This window comes from Sphingomonas sp. RS2018 (assembly GCF_054489605.1).
Window position 1 is genome coordinate 507618 of record NZ_JBTMWL010000001.1, and the last position, 26176, is coordinate 533793.

At 66.2% G+C, this 26176-nt stretch carries 26 protein-coding genes; 15 read left to right on the forward strand and 11 right to left on the reverse strand.

The annotated features are described in order from the left end of the window. Positions 1-7: 7 nt before the first annotated feature. Positions 8-271, reverse strand: coding sequence for a hypothetical protein (locus ACX40P_RS02675; RefSeq protein ID WP_459124737.1), 264 nt, complete (start codon positions 269-271; stop codon positions 8-10). 899 nt (positions 272-1170) lie between these two features. Beyond that, positions 1171-1839 carry a recombinase family protein gene (locus ACX40P_RS02680; RefSeq protein ID WP_459124738.1) on the reverse strand — a complete coding sequence of 223 codons (669 nt, stop codon included), beginning with the start codon at positions 1837-1839 and terminating at the stop codon, positions 1171-1173. A gap of 500 nt (positions 1840-2339) precedes the next feature. Here ACX40P_RS02680 and ACX40P_RS02685 point away from each other — a divergent pair, with 500 nt between their 5' ends. Further along, on the forward strand, positions 2340-2834 hold the full coding sequence (locus tag ACX40P_RS02685) for a hypothetical protein (RefSeq protein WP_459124739.1): 495 nt from the start codon (positions 2340-2342) through the stop codon (positions 2832-2834). On the opposite strand, the gene ACX40P_RS02690 is transcribed toward ACX40P_RS02685, so the two are convergent. From ACX40P_RS02690 to ACX40P_RS02710, 5 genes are all read right to left on the reverse strand, one after another. Next, positions 2818-3432: a hypothetical protein gene (locus ACX40P_RS02690; RefSeq protein WP_459124740.1), complete on the reverse strand. Its 615-nt coding sequence runs from the start codon at positions 3430-3432 to the stop codon at positions 2818-2820. The genes ACX40P_RS02685 and ACX40P_RS02690 overlap by 17 nt on opposite strands. A gap of 235 nt (positions 3433-3667) precedes the next feature. Next, positions 3668-3955 (reverse strand): DUF3253 domain-containing protein, encoded by a 288-nt coding sequence (locus tag ACX40P_RS02695; protein ID WP_459124741.1) that lies wholly within the window; start codon positions 3953-3955, stop codon positions 3668-3670. After that, entirely contained in the window at positions 3952-5271 is a 1320-nt protein-coding gene (locus tag ACX40P_RS02700) for a cation:proton antiporter (protein WP_459124742.1), read from the reverse strand. The genes ACX40P_RS02695 and ACX40P_RS02700 overlap by 4 nt, the downstream gene beginning before the upstream one ends. A gap of 48 nt (positions 5272-5319) precedes the next feature. Continuing rightward, positions 5320-6651, reverse strand: a complete 1332-nt coding sequence (locus tag ACX40P_RS02705; protein ID WP_459124743.1) for an MFS transporter — start codon at positions 6649-6651, stop codon at positions 5320-5322. Beyond that, on the reverse strand, positions 6648-7808 hold the full coding sequence (locus ACX40P_RS02710) for an acetyl-CoA C-acetyltransferase (protein ID WP_459124744.1): 1161 nt from the start codon (positions 7806-7808) through the stop codon (positions 6648-6650). Before ACX40P_RS02710 ends, ACX40P_RS02705 begins: the two co-directional genes overlap by 4 nt. Positions 7809-7976: 168 nt before the next feature. Between ACX40P_RS02710 and ACX40P_RS02715 the strand changes: the two genes are divergently transcribed. The 6 genes from ACX40P_RS02715 to ACX40P_RS02740 are packed head-to-tail and all read left to right on the forward strand — an operon-like array spanning position 7977 to position 13797. Further along, positions 7977-10478 carry a TonB-dependent receptor gene (locus ACX40P_RS02715; protein WP_459124745.1) on the forward strand — a complete coding sequence of 834 codons (2502 nt, stop codon included), beginning with the start codon at positions 7977-7979 and terminating at the stop codon, positions 10476-10478. After that, a complete protein-coding gene (locus ACX40P_RS02720; RefSeq protein ID WP_459124746.1) occupies positions 10475-10900 on the forward strand; it encodes a MaoC family dehydratase in 426 nt (141 codons plus the stop codon). Before ACX40P_RS02715 ends, ACX40P_RS02720 begins: the two co-directional genes overlap by 4 nt. Further along, positions 10893-11420, forward strand: a complete 528-nt coding sequence (locus ACX40P_RS02725) for a MaoC family dehydratase (protein ID WP_459124747.1) — start codon at positions 10893-10895, stop codon at positions 11418-11420. Before ACX40P_RS02720 ends, ACX40P_RS02725 begins: the two co-directional genes overlap by 8 nt. Beyond that, a complete protein-coding gene (locus ACX40P_RS02730; protein ID WP_459124748.1) occupies positions 11417-11830 on the forward strand; it encodes a Zn-ribbon domain-containing OB-fold protein in 414 nt (137 codons plus the stop codon). Before ACX40P_RS02725 ends, ACX40P_RS02730 begins: the two co-directional genes overlap by 4 nt. Next, positions 11827-13020, forward strand: a complete 1194-nt coding sequence (locus ACX40P_RS02735) for a lipid-transfer protein (protein WP_459124749.1) — start codon at positions 11827-11829, stop codon at positions 13018-13020. The genes ACX40P_RS02730 and ACX40P_RS02735 overlap by 4 nt, the downstream gene beginning before the upstream one ends. A 15-nt stretch (positions 13021-13035) precedes the next feature. Further along, positions 13036-13797 carry an SDR family NAD(P)-dependent oxidoreductase gene (locus tag ACX40P_RS02740; RefSeq protein WP_459124750.1) on the forward strand — a complete coding sequence of 254 codons (762 nt, stop codon included), beginning with the start codon at positions 13036-13038 and terminating at the stop codon, positions 13795-13797. A gap of 177 nt (positions 13798-13974) precedes the next feature. On the opposite strand, the gene ACX40P_RS02745 is transcribed toward ACX40P_RS02740, so the two are convergent. Together ACX40P_RS02745 and ACX40P_RS02750 are read right to left on the reverse strand one after the other, a co-directional pair. Next, positions 13975-14889 (reverse strand): alpha/beta hydrolase, encoded by a 915-nt coding sequence (locus tag ACX40P_RS02745; protein WP_459124751.1) that lies wholly within the window; start codon positions 14887-14889, stop codon positions 13975-13977. Further along, positions 14882-16498 (reverse strand): flavin-containing monooxygenase, encoded by a 1617-nt coding sequence (locus ACX40P_RS02750; protein ID WP_459124752.1) that lies wholly within the window; start codon positions 16496-16498, stop codon positions 14882-14884. Before ACX40P_RS02750 ends, ACX40P_RS02745 begins: the two co-directional genes overlap by 8 nt. Positions 16499-16667: 169 nt before the next feature. On the opposite strand from ACX40P_RS02750, the gene ACX40P_RS02755 reads away from it, so the two are divergent. From ACX40P_RS02755 to ACX40P_RS02765, 3 genes are read left to right on the forward strand one after another with little or no spacing between them, the layout of a single operon-like run. After that, on the forward strand, positions 16668-18413 hold the full coding sequence (locus ACX40P_RS02755; RefSeq protein WP_459124753.1) for a class I adenylate-forming enzyme family protein: 1746 nt from the start codon (positions 16668-16670) through the stop codon (positions 18411-18413). Further along, positions 18410-19180, forward strand: a complete 771-nt coding sequence (fabG, locus tag ACX40P_RS02760; RefSeq protein ID WP_459124754.1) for a 3-oxoacyl-ACP reductase FabG — start codon at positions 18410-18412, stop codon at positions 19178-19180. The genes ACX40P_RS02755 and fabG overlap by 4 nt, the downstream gene beginning before the upstream one ends. Positions 19181-19229: 49 nt before the next feature. Next, on the forward strand, positions 19230-19865 hold the full coding sequence (locus ACX40P_RS02765) for a TetR/AcrR family transcriptional regulator (RefSeq protein WP_459124755.1): 636 nt from the start codon (positions 19230-19232) through the stop codon (positions 19863-19865). On the opposite strand, the gene ACX40P_RS02770 is transcribed toward ACX40P_RS02765, so the two are convergent. After that, positions 19859-20023, reverse strand: coding sequence for a hypothetical protein (locus ACX40P_RS02770; protein ID WP_459124756.1), 165 nt, complete (start codon positions 20021-20023; stop codon positions 19859-19861). The two genes, ACX40P_RS02765 and ACX40P_RS02770, sit on opposite strands and share 7 nt — an antisense overlap. Positions 20024-20259: 236 nt before the next feature. On the opposite strand from ACX40P_RS02770, the gene ACX40P_RS02775 reads away from it, so the two are divergent. Genes ACX40P_RS02775 through fucP form a run of 4 tightly spaced genes read left to right on the forward strand, consistent with a single transcriptional unit; the run spans position 20260 to position 24336 of the window. Beyond that, positions 20260-21000: an SDR family oxidoreductase gene (locus tag ACX40P_RS02775; RefSeq protein WP_459124757.1), complete on the forward strand. Its 741-nt coding sequence runs from the start codon at positions 20260-20262 to the stop codon at positions 20998-21000. Beyond that, the gene (locus tag ACX40P_RS02780; RefSeq protein WP_459124758.1) at positions 21000-22277 is read left to right on the forward strand and encodes an L-fuconate dehydratase; all 1278 of its coding nucleotides are present in this window, start codon (positions 21000-21002) and stop codon (positions 22275-22277) included. Before ACX40P_RS02775 ends, ACX40P_RS02780 begins: the two co-directional genes overlap by 1 nt. Next, positions 22274-23026 (forward strand): L-fucose dehydrogenase, encoded by a 753-nt coding sequence (locus ACX40P_RS02785; protein ID WP_459124759.1) that lies wholly within the window; start codon positions 22274-22276, stop codon positions 23024-23026. The genes ACX40P_RS02780 and ACX40P_RS02785 overlap by 4 nt, the downstream gene beginning before the upstream one ends. A gap of 35 nt (positions 23027-23061) precedes the next feature. Continuing rightward, on the forward strand, positions 23062-24336 hold the full coding sequence (fucP, locus tag ACX40P_RS02790; protein WP_459124760.1) for an L-fucose:H+ symporter permease: 1275 nt from the start codon (positions 23062-23064) through the stop codon (positions 24334-24336). Between the two features lie 3 nt (positions 24337-24339). Here fucP and ACX40P_RS02795 read toward each other — a convergent pair whose 3' ends face one another. After that, positions 24340-25164 (reverse strand): amidohydrolase family protein, encoded by an 825-nt coding sequence (locus ACX40P_RS02795; RefSeq protein ID WP_459124761.1) that lies wholly within the window; start codon positions 25162-25164, stop codon positions 24340-24342. A 111-nt stretch (positions 25165-25275) separates the two neighbouring features. On the opposite strand from ACX40P_RS02795, the gene ACX40P_RS02800 reads away from it, so the two are divergent. Then, complete coding sequence (locus ACX40P_RS02800; RefSeq protein ID WP_459124762.1) at positions 25276-26136, forward strand: IclR family transcriptional regulator; 861 nt, start codon at positions 25276-25278, stop codon at positions 26134-26136. Positions 26137-26176: the final 40 nt, after the last annotated feature.

A 26176-nucleotide genomic window follows, 5' to 3' on the forward strand; every position in this document is an offset into this window, starting at 1 on the left:
GGGGAAATTAGATTTGTGGAGCAGATGCCCCAATCTTCATCTTTTCATTGCGGTAGGTGTAAATGGTCCCGCTATCTGTATCGGCAGCGGCCATCAGCTTGGCAATCGATGGCCTGCCAGCGGGCTTACGCTCGATATGCTTGGGCGTGGGAATGCAGAGAACATCTAAGGCAAGGCGAAAGCCGTTGATGATACGGCTATCGATGCCATCAAGATGGGCAATAATCCGGGGATCACTAAGGCGGCTGGTATCAACAGACATAATCGTCATGGGATATCCTTCGTATTGGTGGAGGTAATTTGGCAAAAGTTCAGACAGACCGCCCGCTTGCACACAAGAAAACGAGAACAGAGATATCTAAGCTTTATAAAGGGGACGCCTGCTAGCTACCAACGAGGGCAATGCTATAGCTAGCAGGCTGGCAATTGCTCAGGGCCGCTGGGCATCATGGGTTTATATGAGCAACGCGTATGGGGAGGATCATTCCTCAGATAGGCTCAGGCAGACGTGCAGCTACTATCGGAGCAAGCCATAACCATTGAAGGCGGACAGTAGCCACCCTGAGCCTATCAGAAGAGTGATTGTACATGTGATATACGGATGCAGGCCGTAGAGTAGGATATACATATACTAGTATGATCCTAGATTAGATATATAGAAGCTGTATCCAGCGTCCCCCCTACCCCCCAGAGCTTCCAAGATGGAGCTTGCCCGCAATGCAGGTATGGAGATAATCGACTACATAGGTAATGGCCGAATACCATAGCTACAGTCAGTGGGAAGCAAATACAGCCGCATGATCCTGAGTTAGATTATACGTCGCTTGTAGTGCCAGCGTCCGATACCGCATGTCATCCTGTTAAGATGGCACACCCCTTCGCCCTACGGCTAACCCTTACGGGCTGTGGTATCTACAGTTAGGTACTGTCAGACCTGCTCCGGCTAAACGGACGCTGGCGGTAATAGATGGAGTATCTAGCTATACGGTACTGGAAAGGACCGGGCGTGGAGCCGATGATTGCTATTGCCATACGGTCCTGAAAAGCTCCGGGCTTTCCTCCCACATCTGAGCCGCACCAGAATAAGCCCCGCACAGGCTCGTCATGGCATCCCGGCTAGATTGCACCCTGAGCCTCCATATCGACTCCTGCGGGCCGTCTCCGGCCGATCTAGCGGGCCTCCAATCGGGCAAGCGCCTTGTGCAGGCTGGCGGGATGCCACTTGCCCCCAGCTGGCGAAGGGATCGCACGGCTATTCAGGGCCTCGACCATCTTGCGAACGGACAAGCCCTCAGCCTTCAATGCTAGGAGGTCAGCGGCTATAGGCTCTAGCCGGTCCATAGCCTCAGCCTGATTGCGGGCAGCTAGCACCTTGCCATGCTTGCCTAACTCGGTCCCCCGATCCTTGGCAGCGGCTAGCGCGGCCTTGGTCCGTTGGCTGATTACCTCAGCCTCTTTCTCAGCAAGCGCGGCGAATAGGTGTAGCTGGAAGCGATCAGCGTTCGGCATATCAGCGACGGCGAACTCTACGCCTGTCTCCATCAGTCCGGATATGAAATGGACATTGCGGGCAAGCCTATCGAGCTTGGCGATAATCAGGCCAGCCTTCTCCCGCTTGGCTGTGGCGAGGGCAGCGACAAGCTCAGGCCGCTTGGACAGGGCATTGGCTCCCTTGCCCGTCTCTACCTCGATATGCTCCCCGATCAGGTCAACGCCGTTGGCAGCGACATACCGTGCTACTGCCTCCCGCTGAGCCTCTAGCCCTAGGCCGCTCTTGCCCTGCTTATCCGTGCTAACGCGGAGGTAGGCGACAGCCTTGGTCATCTTGCGGAGGTTCATAACGGCTAGTCCTGTTCACGGGTCAACGAACGTATACCCATGAACAGTTAGGAGGGCAAGCCGTTCCCGGTCCTATCGTCATCGATCTAGCCGGGACGGAGCTTGGCTGTAGTGACACGCCATGCAGGGATCGAGAACCACGCGCGATAATGCAGGTCGGGCAGGCGTGTCATAATCGTGGGACCGGGCAGGCCGGGTATACGGGGGAAAGCCCGCTCCCTCCGCTTTGATCTACCCTCTCGCATATCTCTATCGTTTTCAGGTCGTAAGGGGTTTGGTTGACCGCGAACGACGGCTAGCATTCTGCGAGATATTGGGAGGTTCACTTGCCACAGGCTGAAAGCAGCAATGTAGAGAAGCCGTATCTAACTCCGGCCAAGCGTACCCTGCCACGGCGACCGCCTGCAAACGTTCGTGCCCTAAACGAAAGTCATGCCCGCCAGATCGGGGAGATATCGATAGCGTGGAACTCTCTTCATGTCGGTTTCTTTGAAATATTCATGGCGCTGATGCCCACAGCAGATGCAGCGTTTGGTGTCTGGCATACAATACAGAGCGATAAGGGGCAGCGCGATATGATGCTGCAAGCCGCTCGTGGTATCATGAAAGATCGCAAAAAGTTACTAGCTAACCTGGAATGGGTGGCTGAAAAGGCAACTATGCTCAGCACGTTTAGGAACGATGCCATGCATGCCGCCATGAACTTTAGAAGTGGTGCGTACAGTGCCGATCCATTGAGCACTCGAAAGCAAGCACTTCAAAGGCTAGCGATTGTGCCGATCGACAAAAGTTGGAAGAACGTAAGGGGTGATTTATACGCGCTTACGAGTTACGCTAATTTCATATGGGCCGAAGTGTTTGATCCGGGCTGTCTGAAATTTTGGCCCTACAGACCACGCATCCTCACTAAGCCTACAAAGGTTCCAATACCAGAGGTTCGGCATAAGCGTAAGGTCAAGCGGCAGGCTAAAGCGAATATCAAGAAGTCTCAGTAGGCTTTTCGAAGCGAGCCTTTTCATCATCATATAGCTTTTGCGATGTGCGCCGTGCCTCCTCGTCATGGCCGTCTTCAAGAAGCGGCAAAACCTGCCGAAACAGGTTGATACCTGCCCAAAGCGTAAGTGGTCCTCCGTGATTTTCTGGTAAGGGATAGGGAGGCACGATCCCGAACAGCTTCTCAGCGGTAAGAATAGCCGCCCTGAGTGCAGGTACGTTTCGGTCCGAGAAGCGACCTTTGGCAAATGTCTTTTCTATCTCGGCATCGTGCAGTGCCTTGGCCATTTTATTTAATGCCAGTTTCCTCTCCGTGATTCGCTTGTCGGCAGCGGACTTGACCATATCATTTAGAATGCTCCCGGAGGGCTTAGTCTCAGGCGTGTCCGGCTTGGCCAGCTTGTCTTTAAGAGCCGCCACCTCGTCGGTTTTGAAGGAAAGCCGAGCCTCAAGGCTGCTTATCCGCCCATCAAAATACCAGTGGCAAATCTGCCATATGGCTACAGCTAGGATGGCCAACGAGATCACGAACGGAACGGGAGCCGCCACCACTACGGCGAGTTGCGAACCGACTGATTTGATAGCGCCTTCAAAGTCCATTCGCTCACTATGGCGCAGCCTTAGGCCGGTTGCCACGCCCTTAGCAGACTGTTACATGAGGCATTGCCAACAGTGACAGCGACCTAATAAAGTATCGTTGTTTTTCAATAGCTTAGGAGGGTGTTCGTAAAATCCTCTTCTGGGCACCACTTCTCAAAGCATTGGAAATGCACGGGGATCGTCGGAACGACGGTCCCCGGAGAACGCATCGATCGGCAATCGTCATATCCTCGCGTCAGGTGTCTTCGCGGCGCACCGGCGGCGGGTCACGCGTCGCCGCACCGATACGATAGGGGCCGGCGCGCGTGGGCAGGTCGACGCCCTTCCAGCGTAGCGCGATCCGGTTCTCCGACAGTAGCGCTTCGACGGCGGTGTGAACGATCGGCATGGCATCGCGCCAGTCGTCAGATGTGCCGTTCGCCGCGGCGATGGCGCGTGCGACTTCGCTCGGGCAGATTGTCGCGGCCGGGGCGCGGCGGGCGAGCAGGGCCAGCGTTTCGCGGGCTGCATCATCGATGGTCATGTCTGCACAGCCTTGTCCGATGCCGCCGGCCCCTGCAGGCCGGGCGGTCCGGCATTCTCCGCATCGGGATCGACGCCGCGCTGGTGATCGAGCGAGCGCATGATCGGCGTGACGGTCAGGCCGTGCAGCAGGATCGACATCAGAATCACCAGCCCGACGATGCCCCACAGGCGATGGGCATCGCCGACCGCCATGTGGTTGATGCCATAGGCGAGGTAGTAGATCGTGCCGACCCCGCGGATGCCGAAGAAGGCAAGCGTCAGCTTCTCCCCGCGATCGGCGGGATGGCCGATCAGCGCGACCCAGCCGGTCAGCGGGCGGACGACCAGCAGGATCACGACCGCGACGACCGCATCCCGCCAGTCGACGCTCGCCAGCAGCCCGCTGACCAGCGCGCCGCCGAACAGGATCAGCAGCACCATCATCGCCAGCCGTTCGATTTGTTCGGTGATGGCGTGCATCTCGCGCTGGAAATCGTGCTCGCGGTGCGTGCCGCGGAAGGTCAGTGCCGTGACGAACACGGCGAGAAAGCCGTAGACGTGGACGATCTCGGTCAGGCCATAGGATACGAAGGTCGCCGACAGCGCGATCAGGCCGTCGCCGGTGCGCGCCAGCTTCGTCTCGGCAGGCACATGGAAGGTCAGCCAGCCGAACGCCTTTCCGACCAGCCATCCGCCGGCGATCCCGCCGCCGATCTCCCACAATACGCGATAGGTCAGCCATTCGGACAGCCATGGCTCGCCCTTCGGCAGGGCGACTGCGAGCAGGATCGCGAGATGGACGAAGGGGAAGGCGGCGCCGTCGTTCAGCCCGGCCTCCGACGTCAGGCCGAAGCGCACGTCGTCCTCGTCGCCCGTGCGCGGCGGGCCGACCTGCACGTCGGCGGCGAGCACCGGATCGGTCGGCGCGAGGCTGGCGGCGAGCAGCAGTGCGACCGCGAGCGGCAGGCCGAGCACGCTCTGGCCGAGGATCATGATCGCGACGATGCCGAGCGGCATGGTGATGGCAAGCAGCCGCCACGTCAGCCGCCACCGCCGCCACCCGAACGGCCGGTCGATCTTCAGCCCCGCACCCATCAGCGCGATGATGACGACGAATTCGGCAAACCGCTCGGTGATCTCGGGATAGCGCCACGGCAGCGGGCGCAGCGTGACCTGCGGCAGCAGGAACACCGCCGCGCCGATGGCGATGCAGATGATCGGCAGCGACAGCGGCAGGCGCTTCAGCGCGAGCGGCAGCCACGCGACCAGCGCGATCAGCACGCCCGCGCCCGTCATGACGAGGATATAGGGATCGGGGGAAAGCGAACTCAGCATCGCGACCGAACGATCCGGACGGCGTTCAGGGGGCGTCCTGCCCGTAGATCACGGATTGAGCGCCAGGTGATGGCGGCGGTAGGCAGGGCGCGCGGCGTTGAAGACGAACGCGGCGGCAAGCGTCGTCAGCGCCAGCGTCGCGCCGAGCGACAGGCCCAGCGCGTCCTCGCTTTCGAACACATAGTCGTTGAGCACGCCGGGCAGCAGCGGGCCGAGCGTCAGGCCGCCGAAATTGGCGATCAGCAGGATCAGCGCCATCGCCTGTCCACGCACCTGGTTGGGCAGCACCATCTGCGCCGCGGCGTAGCAACTGCCCGCCGGCATCGCGAGCAGGAACACCCCCACGAACAGGATGGCGACGCTGCCCGTCGCCGATCCGAGCGCGAGCAGCAGCGTCGCGAACACGACGAAGCCTGCGATCGAACTGACCGTGGCGACGCCGAGTGCGGCATCGCGCCGTCCGGCGCGCAGCCCGCGATCACTGAGCCGCCCTCCGGTCAGCATGCCGGCGGTGCCGCCGACGAGGACGATCACGCCCATCGTCAGTCCCGTCGTCTGCGCCGACCAGCCGAACACGCGGCGCAGCATCTCCGGCGACCAGAGCATATAGGCATAGAGCGCGATCGCCTGGAACATCAGGCCGATGGCGATGCCCGCGACGGCGCCGCGGCGGCTGCCGATCTCCGCCACCGCCTGACGCATCGACAGGCGCGCGACCGCGCCGTCGCGGCCGAGGATCGCGTTGCGGCGCGGCGGCTCGCGCAGGGTCAGCACCCACAGACCGACGAAAATGCCGGGCAGGCCGACGATCAGGAAGATGACGCGCCACGACGCGACGTCGCCGAAGACCGGCAGCGTGACGACCGGCGTTTGCGCCAGCGACGCGACCACCGCGCCGCCCAGCAGCAGCGCGAGGCCGGAGCCGAGATAGATGCCGATGCCGTAGACGCTCATCGCCGAACCCAGCCGCTCGTTCGGGAAGGAATCGGAGATGGCGGAGACGGCGGCGGGGGCCAGCGTCGCCTCGCCCACGCCGACGCCCATGCGGGCGAGGAACAGCCCCGGATAGCCGCGTGCGACGGCGCAGGTCATCGTCATCAGGCTCCAGAACAACACGCCGAGGCCGATGATCTTCCACCGCCCGACCCGGTCGACCAGCCGGCCGAGCGGCAGGCTGACGACGCTGTAGAACAGCGAGAAGGCGAAGCCGCCGAGCAGGCCGACCTGCGTGTCGCTGATCGCGAACTCCGCCTTGATCGGTCCGATCATCAGGCCGAGGATCTGGCGGTCGATGAACGCCAGCGTGTAGCAGATGGTGAGGACGCCGACGCTGTACCACGCATAGCCCGCGGTCGGGGCGGGGCGGGTCGGCGCCGTCACAGCCGCTCGACGATCGTCACATTGGCGACTCCACCGCCCTCACACATCGTCTGCAATCCGTAGCGCCCGCCCCGCGCGTGCAGCGCGTGGACCAGCGTCGCCATCAGCTTTGTGCCGCTCGCGCCCAGCGGATGGCCGAGTGCGATGGCGCCGCCGTTGACGTTCAGCTTCGCCGGGTCGGCGCCGGTCGCCTTCAGCCACGCCATCGGGATCGCCGCGAACGCCTCGTTCACCTCGAACAGGTCGATGTCGGACAGCGACAGGCCGGCGCGGGCCAACGCCTTGGCGGTTGCCGGGATCGGCTCCTCCAGCATGATGACCGGGTCGCCCGCCGTCACCGCCAGCGTGTGGATGCGCGCGAGGGGGGTGAGGCCGAAGCGGGTCAGCGCCGCCTCGCTGACGATCAGCGCGCCCGATGCGCCGTCGGTCATCTGGCTGGCGTTGGCGGCGGTGATGGTGCCGCCGTCCTGCAAGGGCTTCACCGAGCCGATGCCCTCCAGCGAGGCGTCGAAGCGGACGCCCTCGTCCTGTGTCACCACGCCCGCGGCGGTTGTGACGGGTACGATCTCGGCATCGAACGCGCCGCTCTCGATCGCGGCGGCGGCGCGGCGGTGGCTGTCGAGCGCGAAGCCGTCCATCGCATCGCGGGTCAGGCCGTATTTGTCGGCGACCATCTGCGCGCCGGTGAACTGGCTGAATTCAGCGACCTGATAGCGGTCGCGGATCGCCTGGCTCCACGGGCCTTCGCCCAGGCCAGCGTCCGCGTGCAGGCGGAAGTTGGAGCCCATCGGCACGCGCGTCATCGATTCGACGCCGGCGGCGATCACCATGTCCTGCGTACCCGACATCACCGCCTGTGCGGCGAAGTGCAGCGCCTGCTGCGATGATCCGCACTGGCGGTCGATGGTGACGGCGGGGACGCTGTCCGGCAGGCGCGACGCCAGCACCATGTTGCGCCCGATCGCAAACGCCTGCTCGCCCGCCTGGCTGACGCAGCCGACGATGACGTCGTCGATGGCGGCGGGGTCGATCCCGGAGCGGTCGACGATGGCGTTCAGGACGGTGGCGCCGAGATCGGCGGGATGGACATCCGCGAAAGCGCCGCGGCGACGCCCGCCGGGGGTGCGCAGAGCCTGCACGATATAGGCGGCGGCCATAATTCTCTCCATCGTCGTCGGACATCAGACGTCCGATCGTATCGCCCGGCGGTTCGTCAACGATAATGTTGAAACTGTCAACACTGGTATTGACAGGACAATTTCGTGCGGTCACTCTTCAGGCTGCGACCGATCGGCTAACGGCGGCGCGAGGATCGGGAGAGTGGCATGAAGAGCGTTCGTTCGCGGGCTGCAATTGCAGGGGGCATCTCGCTGCTGGCTTTGATCGCCGCACCGGCATTCGCACAGAACGCTCCTGCCGCGGCACCGCCCGCGGCGCAGGACACCCAACCGGTCGCCGACCCCGCGACGCCCGAAGTCGCCGGCGACATCGTCGTCACCGCCCGCCGCCGCAGCGAATCGCTGAACAACGTGCCGGTCGTCGTGTCGGTGATCGGTGCAGAGGCGCTCGCCAGCAACAACGCGAACGACCTCAGCAAGATCGGCGAGCTGACCCCGACCGTCATCGTCGGCGCGTACAAGTCGAACGGCGGCGGATCGATCGCCATCCGCGGCATCAGTTCCCCCGCCAACCAGGCCGGGTTCGAGCAGGCGGTGTCGGTCGCGATCGACGGCGTACAGACCAGCGACGGGCGCATCGCGCAGCTCGGCATCTTCGACGTGCAGCAGGTCGAGGTGCTGAAGGGGCCGCAGGCGCTGCTGTTCGGCAAGAACAACACCGCCGGCGTCATCTCCATCGCCACCGCCGACCCGACCGACCGGCTCGAGATATCGGGTCGCGCGAGTTACGAGTTCGTCGGCGACGAGCTGACGACCGAGGCGGCGATCTCCGGCCCGCTCGCCGACACCTTCGGCGCGCGTCTCGCCGTTCGCTATCGCAACCTCGACGGCTGGCTGCGCAACACGGCGCAGCCGATCGCCAACCCGTTCTACCGCTCCGCGACGGGCGCGCCCTCGGGTGCCGCGACGCTGCCCGGCACGTCGGACCGCCGCCCGGGCGACGAGGAAGTGCTGGCGCGCCTGACGCTGAAGGGCGAGCCGGCCGACAACGTCACCTTCCGCTTCAAATCCTTCTACGCGCACAACCGTGATGCCGGCCCCGGCACCGCGACGCAGAACATCGGCCCGTGCACCGGCCCCAATCCGCGCATGTACGGCATCGCCGATCCGGCGGCCGAATGCGTGATCGACGACCGCACCACGATCGGCGACCTCGCCCCCGCCATCGCCGCGACGTTCCGCAACGGCAACCCGGATGGCCGCGCCTACGGCAAGCTGACCGTCCTGACGCAGAATCTGGAATTGGGCTGGAAGATCGGCAACATCGCGATCGATTCGACCACCGGCTACAACTTCACCAAATATGCGTTCTTCTCCGGCCTCGACCAGACCAGCTATTCGCAGCTGGCGTTCTTCAACGAACAGCGCGCCGAGCAATTCTCGCAGGAACTGCGCGTGACCAGCGACTTCGCGGGTCCGATCAATTTCATGGCGGGCGGATTCTATCAGACCGCGCGGCTGCACGACAACAACGACGTGAAGCTGAACGACGGCAACTACAACGCCGCCGCGAACCGCTTCGTCAGCTACGAGGATCTGAACGTCCAGACCGGCAACACGCTGTCGGCGTTCGCGCAGCTGATCGTGAAGCCGTTCGAGCAACTCGAGATCGCCGGCGGCGCGCGCTACACGCAGGAGCGCAAGACGTTCGACAAGCGCAACCTTTATGGCATCGGCGGCTTTGCAACGCAGAACACGCTGTATCCGGGATCGAACAAGCTGGGCGTGCTGCACGGCCACTTCGAGGACGACAACGTCTCGCCCGAAGCGACGATCACGTTTCGCCCGACGCCGGACCTGACCGTGTTCGGCGCCTATCGCACCGGGTTCAAATCCGGCGGCTTCGGCCTGACCAGCCCGCTCCAGACCGGCACGCGGATCGGCGATGCCGACTTCGGCTCGGAAAAGGCGAGGGGGTATGAGGCGGGGCTGAAGGGCCTGTTCATGAACGGGCGGCTGCGCTTCAACCTCGCGGCGTTCAGCTATGATTTCTCGGATCTGCAGGTGAACACCTATGATCCGGCGCGGGTCGCCTACACCATCAACAACGCCGGCACGGTGCGCCAGCGCGGCGGCGAGGCCGAAATTAATTTCGAACCGAGCCAGTATTTCCGCGTGCACGGCGCGATCGCCTATACGCACAACCGGTTCAAGAATTTCGTCGGGCAATGCTACGGCTATGCCTTCCCGACCGGCACGGTACGCGCGACCGCGGTGGCACCGGCGAACTGTTCGTTCGTCAACAGCACCGCGTTGACGTTGCAGCAGGATTTCGGTGGCCGCGCGCCCGCGCGCTCGCCCGACTGGGCCGGCAACGGCGGCGCGGAATTGTCGATCCCGCTCGGCGACTACAAGATCGCGGTGACCGGCGACGCCTTCTACAGCAGCGGCTATTATGCGGCCGAGACGATGGCGCCGTCGACGTACCAGAACGGCTTCTGGCGCTTCAACGCCAGCGCGCGGCTGGCGCAGGTCGACGATACCTGGGCGATCTCGGTCGTCGGGCGGAACCTCGCCAACAAATATTACCTGCTCTATGCCGCCGACCGCACCGGTGGTGCCAGCGTGCCCGGCGCGATCAGCGAACAGCGCGGCGTCGTCGCCCGCGGGCGTGAGGTGGCGTTGCAGCTGTCGGCCAAATTCCGGTGACGAACAGCCATCGCATCACCCGCGACACGCCGGTCGGCTATGAGCTGCAACCGATCGCGAAGAAGGCCGCGATTCAGCTGATGGGATCGCGGCTGTGGGGGCGGTTCAATCCCAACCACTGGGATCCCGTCTATGCCGCGCAGACGGGCCTGAAGGCGCCGATCCAGACCGGCGAGATGTCGTCGGCGTATCTGGCCGAGATGTGCGTCAATCACTTCGGCCCGGCGATGTTCACCGGCGCGCGGATGGTGTGCAAATACGTCGCGTCGACACTGGCGAACGAGGTCATCACGACGCACGGCGTGGTGCGCGAGAAGCAGCCGAAGGGCGACGGATATCGCTTCGTCGTCGATATCTGGACGGACAACGAAGCCGGCGAGAAGAAGACCGTCGGCTGGGTGGAGGTGGACGTCGATGTCTGAGCATACCGACGCGCTGCGCCCGATGACGCCGATCCAGGTCGAACAGACGCGCGACTTCATCGCCGGGCTGGAGCAGGGCTCGCAAACCTATTGGGACATGGTCGAAATCGGCGACGAACTGTCTCGCGACCTGAACATCACGCCCGAACTCGTCATCCTCTACGCCGACGCGGTCGAGGACTATAACCCGTGGTACGAGGGGTGGCGGATGAACACCTGGACGGTCCCGGGGGAGTCGCCGTTCGGCGGCGCGATCGTCCCGCCCGTGCTCGTCTCGCACTTCGTCCTGTCGGTGCAGTTCGATCATACGAAGCCGTTCGCGATCGGATCGATCCATACCTTCCACGATAGCGAGATCCTCGCCCCTATCCCGGTCGGTGCGACGGTGCGGATCACGACGCGCGCGATCGACAAATACGAGAAGCGCGGACGGCGTTACGTGCGGCACGCGGTGACGGTGACCGACACGACCGACGACACGCTCTACTTCCGCGAAACCCGCGACATCCTGTCGCTGTGAGCGCGCTGGTCGCCGACGGGCTGTTCGAGGTCGGCGAGGGTGGCGCGCGGCTGATCGGATCGCGCTGCACGACATGCGGCACGGTCTATTTCCCGCAGGCGCCGGGATGTCGCAATCCGGCGTGCGACGCGTCGGTGCTGGAACGCGCGCTGCTGCCGGCGGAGGGCGTGCTCGTCAGCTACACCATCCAGCGCTACCGCCCGCCCGCGCTGTTCCGCATGGACGACTGGGCGCCCTATGCGATCGGGCTGGTCGATCTGGGTGACGGGGTGGAGGTGATGGGGATGCTGTCGGGCTTCGACCTCGACGCCATCGCGATCGGTACGCCGGTACGGCTGGCGGCGCGCACGCTCTACACGGACGAAACGCTGGGTGCGGTGCAGACCTATATGTTCGAGCCTGTCCGATGAGCCGCCCCGTCTATGTGCTGGGGGCCGGCGCGCATCCGTGGGGCAAATGGCCCGACACGCCGCAGCTGCAGCTGGCGCTGCACGCGACCGGCGCCGCGCTGGCCGATGCGGCGCTCGGCTGGCGCGACGTTCAGGGGCTGGTCGCGGCGAGTTCGCGGTTCGAGGGCGGCATGGGCTGGGGCCTGCATGCCAACGAGGTCGCGCAGGCGGTGTCGGAACACGGCATGACCTGCGTCAACGTCGGCGGCGCGTGCGCGGCGGGCGCCATCGCGGTGCAGACCGCGCATGCGATGATCGCCAGCGGCCAGTGCGACGTGGTGGTGGCGATGGGGGCGGAGCGGATGCCCAAAGGCTTCATCCCGCGCCCGCCAGGCAGCCAGGACGACATCACCGACAGCGATTACCTGCGCTGGGTGGCGATGGGCGCGACCAACCCGGCCTATTGGGCGATCGAGGCGCGGCGGCGCATGCACGAGCATGGCACGACCGAGGAGACGCTGGCGCAGGCGGCGGTGCTGATGCGGCGCAACGCGAGCGGCAACCGGCTGGCGCGGTTTCGCAAGGAGACGAGTGTCGCGGAGGTGCTGGCGTCGCCGATGGTCGCCGATCCGCTGCACCTGCTGCAGATCTGCCCGGTCAGCGACGGCGCGGCGGCGGTGGTGCTGGGCAGCGAGGCGGCGATGAAGCGGCACGGTGGCAAGGCGATACGCGTCGCGGCCTGCGTCGCGGCGACCGGGCAGTTCGGCGATCCGGCGCGCCGCATTCCGACGATATCGAGCACGGTTCGGCCGGGCGTCAGCCACACCAGCGAGGTCGCGACCGCCGTCTCGCGCGCATTCGAGATGGCGGGCGTCGGACAGGGCGACATCGATTTGCTGGAGATGGCGGACAACACCGCCTGGCATTTGCTCGCTTGGCCCGAAATCTTCGGCTTCCACGAAGCGGGGATGAGCGACCGCCTGTTGGCGGACGGTCATTTCGCGATCGACGGGCGCCTGCCGCTCAACCCCAGCGGCGGCTTCCTGTCGTCCGGTGAGGCGACGACCGCGCAGGCGGTGTTGCAGATGTGCGAACTGACGTGGCAGTTGCGCGGGGCAGCCGAGGGGCATCAGGTCGATGGCGCGAAGGTCGCGATGTCGGCGGTGCTGGGGCTCGGGGCCAATGGCGGCTCGGTCATCCTGACCGCCTGATACGGAGACGATGCGATGCAGATGAAGGACGTGGCGGCGATCGTCACCGGCGGGGCCTCGGGCCTGGGCGAGGCGACGGCGGCGATGCTGGCGGCAGGCGGCGCGCGGGTGGCGATCCTCGACCGCAATGCGGAGGTCGGCACGGCGACCGCCGAGCGGATCGGCGGTGTGTTCGCGGGCGCCGACGTCACCGACGAGGCGTCTGTCGCCACGGCGATCGCCACGGCGGAGGCGGCGCACGGAGTCGCGCGCATCCTGGTCAATTGCGCCGGCGTCGCCCCGGTCGGCCGCACCGTCGACAAGCACGGCGCACCGCTGTCGCTGGCGGCGTTCCGGCAGGCGGTGGAAATCAACCTGATCGGCAGCTTCAACGTGTTGTCGCAGTTCGCCGCGCGCGCGATCACCGTGGAGCCGGAGGGCGAGGAGCGCGGCGTGATCGTCAACACCGCCTCGGTCGCGGCGTTCGACGGACAGATCGGGCAGGTGTCCTATGCCGCGTCGAAGGCGGGCGTGGCGGGCATGACCCTGCCGGTCGCGCGCGATCTGGCGCAGCACCGTATCCGCGTGATGACGATCGCGCCCGGCATCTTCCTGACGCCGATGCTGATGGGCCTGCCGCAGGCGGCGCAGGACTCGTTGGGCACGCAGGTGCCGCATCCCTCGCGCCTCGGGCGGCCGGAAGAATATGCGCAGATGGTCGAGGCGATCATCGCCAACCCGATGCTGAACGGGGAGGTCATCCGCCTGGACGGCGCGATCCGAATGGCGCCGCGGTAGTTGGGGGCATCCATATCATCCCGTTCGTCCTGAGTAGCCATTAAGCCTGTCGAAGACGCGTATCGAAGGACCGCTACCTGTACTTCGATAAGTGTCAGGTGAAACATGCCCCGCATGTTTCAGGATCGTCCGGGGGACGATCCGACCTGACACTCTTCGACTTCGCTCAGCCGCTACTCAGCACGAGCGGTTACTGGGAGCGGTTGGCGGAAAACTCGCTCCGCAACGCGCAGCGATCATCGCCATCGCGTCGCCTGCGCGGTGCGTCAGTTGCGGCAGCCCTGCGAAGCCGTGGATCATGCCGGCGAAGCGTTCGACCACCACATCGCGGCCCGCAGTACGCAAGCGCCTGGCAAACGCCTCGCCTTCGTCGCGCAGGAGATCGCATCCGGCGGTGACGATCGTCGTGGGCGGATAGCGCGACAGGTCGGCCTCCAGCAGTGGCGAGGGCGCGCCATAAACTTCCCATGCCCAGTCGATGAACGAGCGTTCGAGCATATAGCCGCTCCCGCACTCTCGCAGCGACGGTGTATCGGCGGCGGGGGCGATCATCGGATAAAGCAGCCCGACGTGTCGCACCGGCAAGGTCAGCGCCGACACCGCGGCGAGATACCCGCCCGCGCTGTCGCCGACGATGGCGATTCGCCCCGCGTCGAGCGACAGCGCGTGGCCCTCGCGCTGCACCATCGCATGGACCGCGGCGATGTCGTCCAGTGCGGCGGGCGCGTGCGCCTCGGGCGACAGCCGATAGTCGATCGCCAGCACCGCGGCGCCCGACGATAGCGCGAGCGAGCGGCACATCGCATCATGCGTGTCGAGATTGCCGAGCATGAAGCCGCCGCCATGGACGAACAGGGTAACGGGCAGCGCGCCGTCGGCGGACGGCCGGTACAAGCGCAGCGCGATGTCGCCGGCGGCGCCGGGCGTGGTCAGGTCGCGGACGGCGTAAATCGGCCGTCCCGGCGCGCTCGCCATGAAGGCATTGGCGCCGTGGCGCAGCGCCGCCAGTGGTACGTGCGGCGGCAAACGCCTCAGCGCCGCGCGGGGCTCGGCAAGCAGCGTGGTAAAGGCAGGATCGACGCCGTCAGGCAACGGCCGCCTGCACGGGCCGGCGTAGCGCAAAGCCTTCGTAACCGCTGGCGGCGGTACGCTCCAGAATGCGGCGATACCCGCGCACGCCGCCCGAATAGGGCATGAAGACGCGCGGCTTGCCCGGCATTTCCGCGCCCAGATAATAGGACGGCGTGCGCAGGTAGAGCGTCTCCTCCGCCCGCGCGTTCACATGCGCCACCCAGTCACGCTCGGCGTCTTCCGTCGCCTCGATCTCGGTGATGCCGCGGTCGCGTGCATGGGCGAACAGCGCGGCGAGCCAGTCGATCTGTTCCTCCGTCGACAGCAGCACGTTGCTGAGCAGCGATGGGCTGCCGGGGCCGACGATGACGAACATGTTGGGGAAGCCGGCGACGCCGATACCGAGGAAGCTGGTCGGTCCCGCCGCCCATTTCTCGCGCAATGTCACGCCATCGCGCCCCACGATCTCGGGCTTCAGCAGAGATCCGGTGAAGGCGTCGAACCCGGTCGCGTAGATGACGATGTCGAAATCGAACTCCTCCGCGGTCGTTCGGATACCGGTGGCGGTGAAGCCTTCGATCGGCGTCGCCGAAATATCGACCAGCCGGACGTTGTCGCGATTGAACGCCTGGAAATAGCCGCTGTCGACCGAGGGACGCCGCGTGCCGAACGGAAAGTCGCCGGGGGTCAGCGCGGCACGCACCTCGGGGTCGGCGACCTGCTCGGCGATCTTGCGCTTGATGAACGCCGACGCGGTCGCGTTCGATTCCTCGCTCAGCAGGATATCCTTGAAGGTGAGCGCGAAACCGAAGCCGAGGCGGTTCCACGCCGTCTCGTACGCCGCGTTGCGCTCGTCCTCGGGCACGTCAATCGCAGCGCGGGTGTCGGGTACGAAGCCCAGACCGCTCGGCGAGTTGCGCGCGGCCTCGCGCCGCTGCGCATAGGCCGCCTTCACCGCGGCATCCTCGGCGTCCGACACCGGCGCGTTGGCGGCGGGGATGGAATAATTGGCGGTGCGCTGGAACACGGTCAGCTGCGCGGCCTGCGCGGCGATGACCGGCGTCATCTGGACGCCCGACGAACCCGTTCCGATGATCGCGACGCGCTTGCCGGTGAAGTCGACCGTGTCCTTGGGCCAGCGCGCGCTGGAGATGATGCGGCCGGCGAAATCGTCCTGCCCCGGATAGCGCGTGTCCTTGGGGGTGGAGAGCTGGCCGACCGCCAGGATCAGCCGCTCCGCATCCCAGACGCGCCCGTCCTCGGCGGTGACGATCCAGCGCGAACGGCCCTCGTCATAGCGGGCCTGCGCCACGCGCGTATCGAGCCGGATGTCGCGGCGCAGGTCGAAGCGATCGGCGACGTGATCGATGTAGCGCAGGATCTCGGGCTGGGTCGCATAGCGTTCGCTCCAGCGCCATTCCTGTTCGAGGTCGCTAGAGAAACGATAGGAATAGTCGAAGCTTTCGACGTCGCAGCGGGCGCCCGGATACTGGTTGTGATACCAGACGCCGCCGATCCCGTCGGACGCCTCCAGCACCACGCTCGACAGGCCCATGCCGCGCAGCGTGTGCAGCGCGCGCAGCCCTGCGAACCCCGCGCCGACGATCACCGCGTCCACCAACGTCGCCATACATCCTCCCTGATCGTCACGAGATGACATGCGGCGATCGCTTCGTCAACACTATCGTTGATAAAGGGCAGATGGCGCAGAGGGATTGTCGTCACAACCACGGACCCAAAGATCAACACAAGCATTGACGAGGTTGATCGCGGGTGCCTAGGCTCGCAGTCAGGGAGCCGTGGCAACGGCCGGAGAGGAGAGAATGGTGGTCGACGGGCGGCTGGCGTTGGTGTCGGAACGGCAGGCGGCGATCCGCGCGCGCCATCCGGTCTGGATTCCGCGCACGCTGCACGGCACGATGGATCACGCCGCCGACAGCGGGTTTCGTGACCGCCCCTTCGTCATCACCGACGACCGCGCCTGGACCTATGGCGAGATGGCGGACTGGTCGCGGCGCATCGCGACCGGCCTGCGCGGGCTGGGCGTCGGCGCGGGCGACAAGGTGGCGATGGTGCTCGCCAACCAGCCTGAATTCGTCGCGCTGAAATATGCGATATCGCGGCTGGGTGCGGTGGCGGTGCCGATCAACATCCTCAATCGCCGCGACGAGCTTCGCTACCTGATCGAACAGTCCGATTCGGTCGTGCTGGTGACGATGGACCGGTTCCGCGACGTGGATTACCTCGACGCGCTCGATCAGATCGCGCCGGGCTGGGTCGAGGACGGCGGCGGTACGACGCTGCCGCGGCTGCGTCAGGTCGTGGTGTTGCCGACCGGCGAGGGGCCGCCCCGCGACGATGCGATGACCTTCGCCGCGCTCGACCGGTTGGCGAGCAGCGCACTCGACGGCATCGTCGTCGATCCGGCGTCGGATTGCGACATCATCTATACCTCGGGCACGACGGGACCACCCAAGGGCGTGCAGCTGACCCACGACATGCTGATGCGCACCGCGTTCGGCGCCGCCTATGCCCGCGCGTTCGAGTATGGTCGGCGCATCCTCTTCTCGCTGCCGATGTATCATGTGTTCGGCTATGTCGAAGGGCTTCTGGCGGTGCCGTTTGTCGGCGGGGCGATCGTGCCGCAGCTGCGCTTCGATGCCGCCGCGACGCTCGCCGGGATCGAACGGCATCGTGCGACCGACGCGCTGCTGGTGCCGGCGATGACGCTGGCCGCGATCGATGCGGCAGAGGCTGGCAGTTACGACCTGTCGTGGTGGCACGCGGTGCTGGCATCGGGTGGCCGCGCGCCGGAACGGGTGTGGCAGGCGATCCACGACGTGCTGGGCGTGGCTGAGATCACCACCGGCTATGGCATGACGGAGACAACCGCCTCCACCACGGTGACGCGGCCGGACGACGGCATGGAGCGGCTGCTGACCACCAACGGGCGACAGCGCGATGTCGGTCCGGCGGGGGATCCGGCGATCGGCAACCGGCTGGTCACGTATCGCGTGGTCGACCCCGGAACCGGCGTGGAGCTGGACGTCGGCGAGATGGGCGAGCTGGTGGCCAAGGGGCCGGGCGTCACCCGCGGCTATTACAACAAGCCCGAGGCGACCGCGGCGGCGTTCAATGGCGAGGGTTGGCTGAAGACCGGCGATCTCGGCCGGATCGATGCCGACGGCTATATCACGCTGGTCGGGCGCACGAAGGAATCCTATCGCTGCGGCGGCGAGCAGGTTTTGCCGACCGAGATCGAGGATCTTCTGACCACCCACCCCGATGTCGTGCAGGCGCAGGTGGTGCCGGTGCCCGACGAACGCATGGGGGAGGTCGGCGTCGCTTTCCTCGTCGCGCGGCCGGGCGCCACGCTCGATCCGGCGGCGATGCAGGCGATGGTCGCCGAGCGGCTGGCGCGCTTCAAGGTGCCGCGCCACGTGCTGATCGTGACGGCGGCGGATATTCCGACGACGGCGTCGGGGCGGGCGCGCAAATTCCTGCTGTCGCAGAAGGCGCAGGCGATGCTGGGGATGGACCGATGACGATCTTTACGCCGCCCGAGACGCGCGTCGCGATCGTTACCGGCGGCGCGCGCGGTATCGGTGCGGCGATCGCGGTGCGGCTGGCCGAGGATGGCCATGACGTCGCAGTGATCGATCTCGATACCGACGCGTGCGCGGCGACGCTGGCCGCGGTGCGGGGCACGGGCCGGCGCGGCTTCGCGGTGGCTGCGAACGTCGCCGACGAAGCGGCGGTCGAGGCGGCGGTGGCGGCGGTCGCCGACGCGCTCGGCGCTCCGTCCGTCCTCGTCAACAACGCCGGCATCCTGCGCGACCGCACCCTGGCGAAGATGACCGCCGACGACTGGGACAGCGTGCTCGCGGTCAACCTGCGGTCGGTGTTCCTGATGTGCCGCGCGGTGCAGCCGCATATGCGCGGGCTTCGCTGGGGCCGGATCGTCAACCTGTCGAGCATCGCCGCGCTGGGCGCGGTGGGCGAGGCGAACTATGCCGCGGCCAAGGCGGGGGTCCAGGGCATCACGCGCACGCTGGCGATCGAGCTGGGGCGCTACGGCATCACCGCCAATGCCGTCGCCCCCGGCTTCGTCGTGACCGACATGACCCGCGCCGTCGCCGAACGGATGGGCATGACGTTCGACGCGATGGTGGAGCAGATGCTGGGCACGATCCACGTCGGCCGGCCGGGCCAGCCCGACGATATCGCCCATGCCGTATCCTATTTCGCTGATCCGCGTTCTTCCTTCGTCACCGGACAGGTCCTATACGTTGCCGGTGCACCGCGCGGTTAGCGCAAAGAACAGGTTGCGAAGGGATGGACTATTGTCTGAACAAACGTCGTTGATCGGCAAGCGACGCTCGGCGGCGGGCAAGGATGCCAGCCTGTCCTACGCCAGCCGCCGTCAGGAGATATCCGATGCCGCGATCCGGGTGTTCAATCGACTTGGATACAAGGGCGCCAGCGTGAGTGCGGTGGCCGCCGAATTGGGTATCGATCGCGCGACGCTGTACTACTATTTCTCGTCGAAGGAGCAGATGTTCGACGAGATAGTTAGGTCCGTTCTGGAGGGAAATGACGAACTCGCGCGGCGTATCGCGGGTAGTGCGATCAGCCCGAACCGGAAGCTCCGCGAACTCGTCACATCGATGATGATATCCTATGGCAGCAACTATCCGCTGCTCTACATCTACATTCGCGAGGATCTGGCGCAGGTCAGCGATACGCGCTCCGAATGGTCGGCGCACATGCGCACGCTCAACCGCAGCATCGAGCAGTCGATCATCGACATCGTCGAACAGGGATATGCCGACGGCAGCTTCCGCCGAGTCGGCTCGGCGCGCACGGTCGCTTACGGCATCCTCGGCATGCTGAACTGGACGCATCGCTGGTTCAAGCCGGAGCGGTCCGAGCCGGCGGAAGAGGTCGGCAAGGTGTTCGCCGAGATGGTGTTGTCGGGGCTCGAAGCGCCCTACTGATCGGCGAGCGCGAAGATCCGCCGCATCGCCGACCATTTCGCCGCGGCGGGGTGCAGCGGCTTTTGATACGCGTTCATCTCCGCTTCCCATTTCTCAACTATCGGCGCGAGGGCAGGGTCGGTCGCGCGCGGAAAATCAACTGCGACCTCGGCGATCATACCAGCCGATCATCGACCCGCCAGATTTCCATGTCGAGCATGCCGCGCCGCGCTCGATCGCGACATCCTGCGTGCGCTCCACGCATCCTGCGCGGCCTGTACGACGGCCTCGGTAACATCGCCTCCGCCATGAAACGCACGTCGATGGCGCGCGCGGTGGCGGCGGACGAAGCCGGGCGGTAGTCCTTGCAGTGAAATTGATTTTGACTAATGAAAGTGTGAGATTGGGGGAACGGATGCGGTTCGCGGGCAAGACCGCGCTGGTGACGGCGGCGGCACATGGTATCGGGCGGGCGGTGGCCGAACGGCTGCGCGACGAAGGGGCGAACGTCTGGGCGCTGGATCGCGACGGCGACGCGCTGGGCACGATCGAAGACGTCCACCACGTCGTCGCCGACCTGACCGACCCGGCGGCCATCGCCGCGCTGCCGGCCACGACCGGTCCGATCGATATTCTCGCCAACATCGCCGGCTTCGTCGGCGCGGGCGATATCCTGTCGTGCAGCGATGCCGACTGGACGCTCAGCTTCGACCTGAACGTCCATGCCATGCACCACGCGATCCGCGCCTATCTGCCGGCGATGCTCGATGCGGGGAACGGCGCGATCGTCAACGTCAGCAGCATCGCGTCGAGCGTGAAGGGCATTCCCAACCGCTATGCTTACGGCGCGAGCAAGGCGGCGGTGATCGGGCTGACCAAGGCGGTCGCCGCCGACTTCGTCGGGCGCGGCATCCGCTGCAACGTGGTGTGCCCCGGCACTGTCGAGACGCCGTCGCTGCGCGCCCGCGTCGTCGCGCAGGCCGAAACGCAGCACATCAGCGTGGACGAGGCCGACGCCGCCTTCGTCGCGCGCCAGCCGATGGGCCGGCTGGGCCGGGCGGAGGAGATCGCCGCGCTGATCGCTTATCTCGCCAGCGACGAGGCGAGCTTCACCACCGGTGCGGTGCATGTCATCGACGGCGGGTGGGTGAACTGATGACGCGCATCACCGGCCTGCGCACGATCGACCTGCGTTTCCCGACCAGCCTCGCGCTCGACGGGTCGGATGCGATGAACCCTGACCCCGATTATTCGGCGGCGTATGTCATCCTGGAAACCGACACGCCGGGGCTGGAGGGGCATGGCCTGACCTTCACCATCGGGCGCGGCAACGACATCTGCGTCGCGGCGATCGCGGCGATGCGGCATCTCGTCGTCGGGCTGGACCTCGCCACCATCGCCGCCGATCCGGGCGCGATGTGGCGGCACCTGACCGGCGACAGCCAGCTGCGCTGGATCGGCCCGGACAAGGGCGCGATGCATCTGGCGACGGGCGCGGTCGTCAACGCGATCTGGGATTTGTGGGCGAAGGCGGAGGGGAAGCCCGTCTGGCGGCTGGTCGCCGACATGACGCCCGAACAGATCGTCGCCGCGATCGACTTCCGCTACCTGACCGACGCGATCACGCCGGAGGAGGCGCTGGCGCTGCTGACCGAACGGGCCGCGGGCAAGGCGGAGCGTACGCGCACGCTGATGGAGCAGGGCTATCCCTGCTACACCACCTCGTCGGGCTGGCTCGGCTATGACGACGACAAGCTTAGACGGCTGACGCAGGAGGCGGTCGATGCCGGCTTCACCCACGTCAAGCTGAAGGTCGGGCGCGATCTCGCGGACGATATCCGCCGCGTCGGCATCGCGCGCGAGGTGCTGGGCCCAGACCGCCGCCTGATGATCGACGCCAACCAGGTGTGGGACGTGGGCCCCGCGATCGACTGGGTGAAGGCGCTGTCGTTTGCGAGCCCGTGGTTCATCGAGGAGCCAACGAGCCCCGACGACGTGCTGGGCCACCGGGCGATCCGCGATGCCATCGCCCCCGTGAAGGTCGCGACCGGGGAGATGTGCCAGAACCGCATCCTGTTCAAACAGTTCATGGCGGCGGGCGCGATCGACATCGTCCAGCTCGACGCCTGCCGGATCGGCGGGGTGAACGAGGCGTTGGCCGTCATGCTGCTCGCCGCGAAGTTCGGCCTGCCGGTGTGCCCGCACGCGGGCGGCGTCGGCCTGTGCGAATATGTGCAGCATCTATCGATGATCGACTATCTGTGCTTTTCAGGAACGACGGAGGGGCGCGTGACCGAATATGTCGATCATTTGCACGAACATTTCGTCGACCCCTGCGTCATCCGCGGCGCAGCGTATATGCCGCCCGAGCGGCCCGGCTATTCGATCGAGATGAAGCCCGAAACGCTCGTCGACTTCCGGTTCGCGCCGTGAACCTCGGCCTCGCCGACAAGGTCGTGATCGTGACCGGCGGCGGATCGGGGATCGGCGCGGCGATCGTCGCGGGGCTGGCGGCGGAGGGCGCGCGCGCCGTCATCGTCTCGCGTACGCCGCCGGTCGAACCGTTGGGCGAGGCGCTGTTTGTGCGGGCCGAGCTGTCCGACGATGCGGCGTGCGCGGCGGCGGTGGAGCAGGTCGTCGTCGAATTCGGGCGGATCGACGGGCTGGTCAACAATGCTGGCGCCAATGATTCGGTGGGACTGGAGCGGTCGCCGGCCGATTTCCGCGCGTCGCTGGACCGGAACCTCGTCCATTACTTCACGATGGCGCACCATGCGCTGCCGCACCTGCGCGCCAGTCACGGCGCCATCGTCAACATCTCGTCCAAGACCGCGCTGACGGGGCAGGGCAACACCAGCGCCTATGCCGCCGCCAAGGGCGCGCAACTGGCGCTGACCCGCGAATGGGCGGTCGCGCTGGCCCCGGACGGCATCCGCGTCAACGCGATCGTGCCGGCCGAAGTCGACACGCCGCTCTATGCGCAGTGGCTGCAGACCTTCGACGATCCGCAGGCGGCGCGGGACGGGATCGAGGCGCGCGTGCCGCTCGGCCACCGGATGACCACCCCGGCGGAGGTCGCCGACACCGCGCTGTTCCTGCTGTCCGACCGCGCCGGCCACACCACCGGCCAGTGGCTGTTCGTCGACGGCGGTTATGTCCATCTCGATCGCGCGATGCGATAGGATCCTGTTTCACCAGCCTCGGGGGAGAGGGCCCAATGACCGGCGAGAGAGCACAACGCTACGCTCCGGCAATCATCTTGACGATCTCGCTGTTCTTCCTGTGGGGGATGGCGAACAACCTGAACGACATCCTGATCGCGCAGTTCAAGAAGGCGTTCGTGCTGAGCGACTTCGAGACGAGCTTCGTCCAGCAGGCGTTCTACCTCGGCTATTTCTGCCTTGCGATCCCCGCCGCGCTGGTCGTGCGGTCGCGCGGGTACAAGACGGCGATCGTCACCGGCCTGCTGCTCTATGCGTGCGGTGCGCTGCTGTTCTATCCGGCGGCGCATTACGGCGAGTATCGCTATTTCCTCGCCGCGCTGTTCGTGATCGCGGCGGGCCTCGCCTTTCTCGAAACCTCGGCCAATCCGCTGATGACCGAGCTCGGCGATCCGTCGGGCGCGGCGCGGCGGCTGACCTTCGCGCAGGCGGCCAACCCGGTGGGGACGCTGGCGGGCGTGCTGATCGGCAAATATTTCATCCTGTCGGAGATCGCGCACGACGACGGCGCGATCGCCGCGATGACGCCGGCGGCGCGCGAAGCCTTCTATCGCGCGGAGACGCAGGCGGTGCAGACACCATATCTCGTCATCGGGCTGGTCGTGCTTGGCTTCGCGCTCGTCGCGGCGCTGATCCGCTTTCCCGACCACCGCGAGGCGGCGGCGCCGGACGAGACCAAGCCGCGCTTCGTCGAGCTGTTCCGCCGCCCGCGCCTGATGTTCGCGGTGGTGGCGCAATTCTTCTACGTCGGTGCACAGGTCGGGCTGTGGAGCTACACGATCCGCTATGCCCAGGCGAACGTGCCCGGCATGATCGAGCGCACCGCGGCCGACTATCTGTTCGCCAGCCTCGTCCTGTTTGGGCTCGGCCGTTTCGTGGGCGCGGCGCTGATGGGGCGCGTCGCCCCGGCGCGGCTGCTGGCGGCGTTCGCGGCGGCCAGCCTCGTGCTCGCGGTGACGGCGGCGCTGGTCGGCGGGTCGACGGGCCTGATCCTGCTGGTCGCAGCCAGTTTCTTCATGTCGATCCAGTTTCCCGCGATCTTTGCGCTCGGGATGGACGGGCTGGGGTCGCTGGGCCGCATGGGCGCGTCGCTGATCGTGATGGCGATCATCGGCGGTGCGGCGCTGACCGCGGCGATGGGCTATGTGTCCGATCTCGCCGGGATCAACATGGCGATGCTGGTGCCCGCACTGGCGTTCCTCGTCGTGCTCGCCTTCGCGCTGCGCCAGCCGCGTGACGCCGGGGTGGGTGCCACGACCGTCGTGCACTGATCGTCAGGGGCGATAGGCGGCGACCGCGTTGCCGCCGAAGATCGCCGCGACATGGCCGGGACAGCGGCGCGCCACCGCATCCGCGGCGAGCGCATGGACCCGGCCATAATCGGCGGCGAGCAGGCAGACCGGCCAGTCTGACCCAAAGATCAGCCGAACGGGTCCGAAACAGTCGATCAGGTGATCGATGTATCGCGCGATGTCGTCCGGCGCCCAGGCGGCATGATCCGCCTCGGTCACCAGCCCGGACAGCTTGCACCAGACGTTGGGGCAGCGCGCGATGTCGCGCACAGCATTCGCCCATGGTTGCCACCGGCCGGCGGCGATGTCGGGCTTGCCGCCGTGATCCAGCACGAACCGACCGTCGCCCGCCTTATCGAGGAAGGCGGGGACGTGCACCGCCTGTCGCGCATAAACGAGGATGTCGTAGGTCAGGCCCGCCGCCGCGCCCGCCCGCACCCCGCGCACCACGTCGTCGCGCAGAAGGAAGCGGTCGTCCGGCTCATCCTGCGCGATATGGCGCAGCCCGACCAGCCTGGGATGCGCGAGGGCGGCGATGCGATCGGCGACATCGGGCGCACGCAGATCGACCCACCCGACCACGCCAGCGATCCAGTCGTGCTGATCGGCAAGGTCCAGCAGCCAGCGCGTCTCCTCCTCACTCTGTCGCGCCTGTACCGCGATGCCCTCCGCGACTCCGGCGGCGTCCATCGCCACGCGCACATCCTCGGGCAGGCGATCCTGTGCCAGCGGCGTGCCCGCGCCGATCCAGCCATAGCCCGCCGCGTCGTAGCGCCAGAAATGCAGATGCCCGTCGATCGTCCGCATGGCGCCCTCATTCCCCTGTTCGTACGCCGCCGTCCGTTACCAGATGAGGGCGTGCGGCGCGCTTGTCACCACCGCATGACAAGCGCCCGACGAGGAGCTAGCATGACTGCGATGGCAACTCGCAAGACCCCCGACCTCGTCGTCGCCGCGCCGCCCGCCTATTCCGCCCCGGCGCTGGAAAAGGGGATCGACGTCATCGAACTGCTCGGCACCGAGCCCTCCGGCCTGTCGATCAGCGAGATGGCGACGCGGATGGGGCGGTCGATCAGCGAGCTGTTCCGCGTCGTCGTGGTGCTCGACCGGCGCGGCTGGCTGCACAAGGACGTGGCGACCGATCGCTACCGCGTGACCTACAAGCTGCTCGAGGTGGCGCACCGCGCAACGCCGGCGCAGGAGCTGACGCATGTCGCCGCACCGCTGATGCACGCGCTGGCGGTGCGGATCGAACAGTCGTGTCACATGGTGGTGCTGAACGAGACTGCCGCCGGCGCCCGCGGCCTTGTCGTGCTGCGGCAGGAAAGCCCCGGCGAAACCGGCTTCGCGGTGCGGCTCGGCACCGCGGTCGATCTCGCTTCCAGCTGTTCGGGCCATGTGCTGCTCGCCTTCGCGAGCGAGGAGAAGCGCGACGAACTGCTGGTTGGAGCGAAGGGCGTGAAGGCACTGGGAGCGCGGCTGCGCCAGGTGCGCGAGAACGGCCACGAAAGCATCCCCAGCGCGCGCATGGCGGGCGTGTCCGACATGAGCTGCCCGATCTTCGGCTTCGACGGACAGGTCGTGGCGGCGATGACGATTCCGTTTCTGGAGGCAATCGACGGCGATCCGCATGTCGGCCGGTCGGAGGCGCTGGAATTGCTCAAGGCGACGGCGGGTCAGGTGTCCACCGCGCTCGGCTGGTATGATCGCGGCAGCGATCCGATCCAGCCAACGCTGTCGGTCGCCGCCCCGACCCGCCGCCGCCGCGCCGCCTCCTGACGATCGCGGTGGCGACGACGGGGCGTTTCGCGCGGTCGTG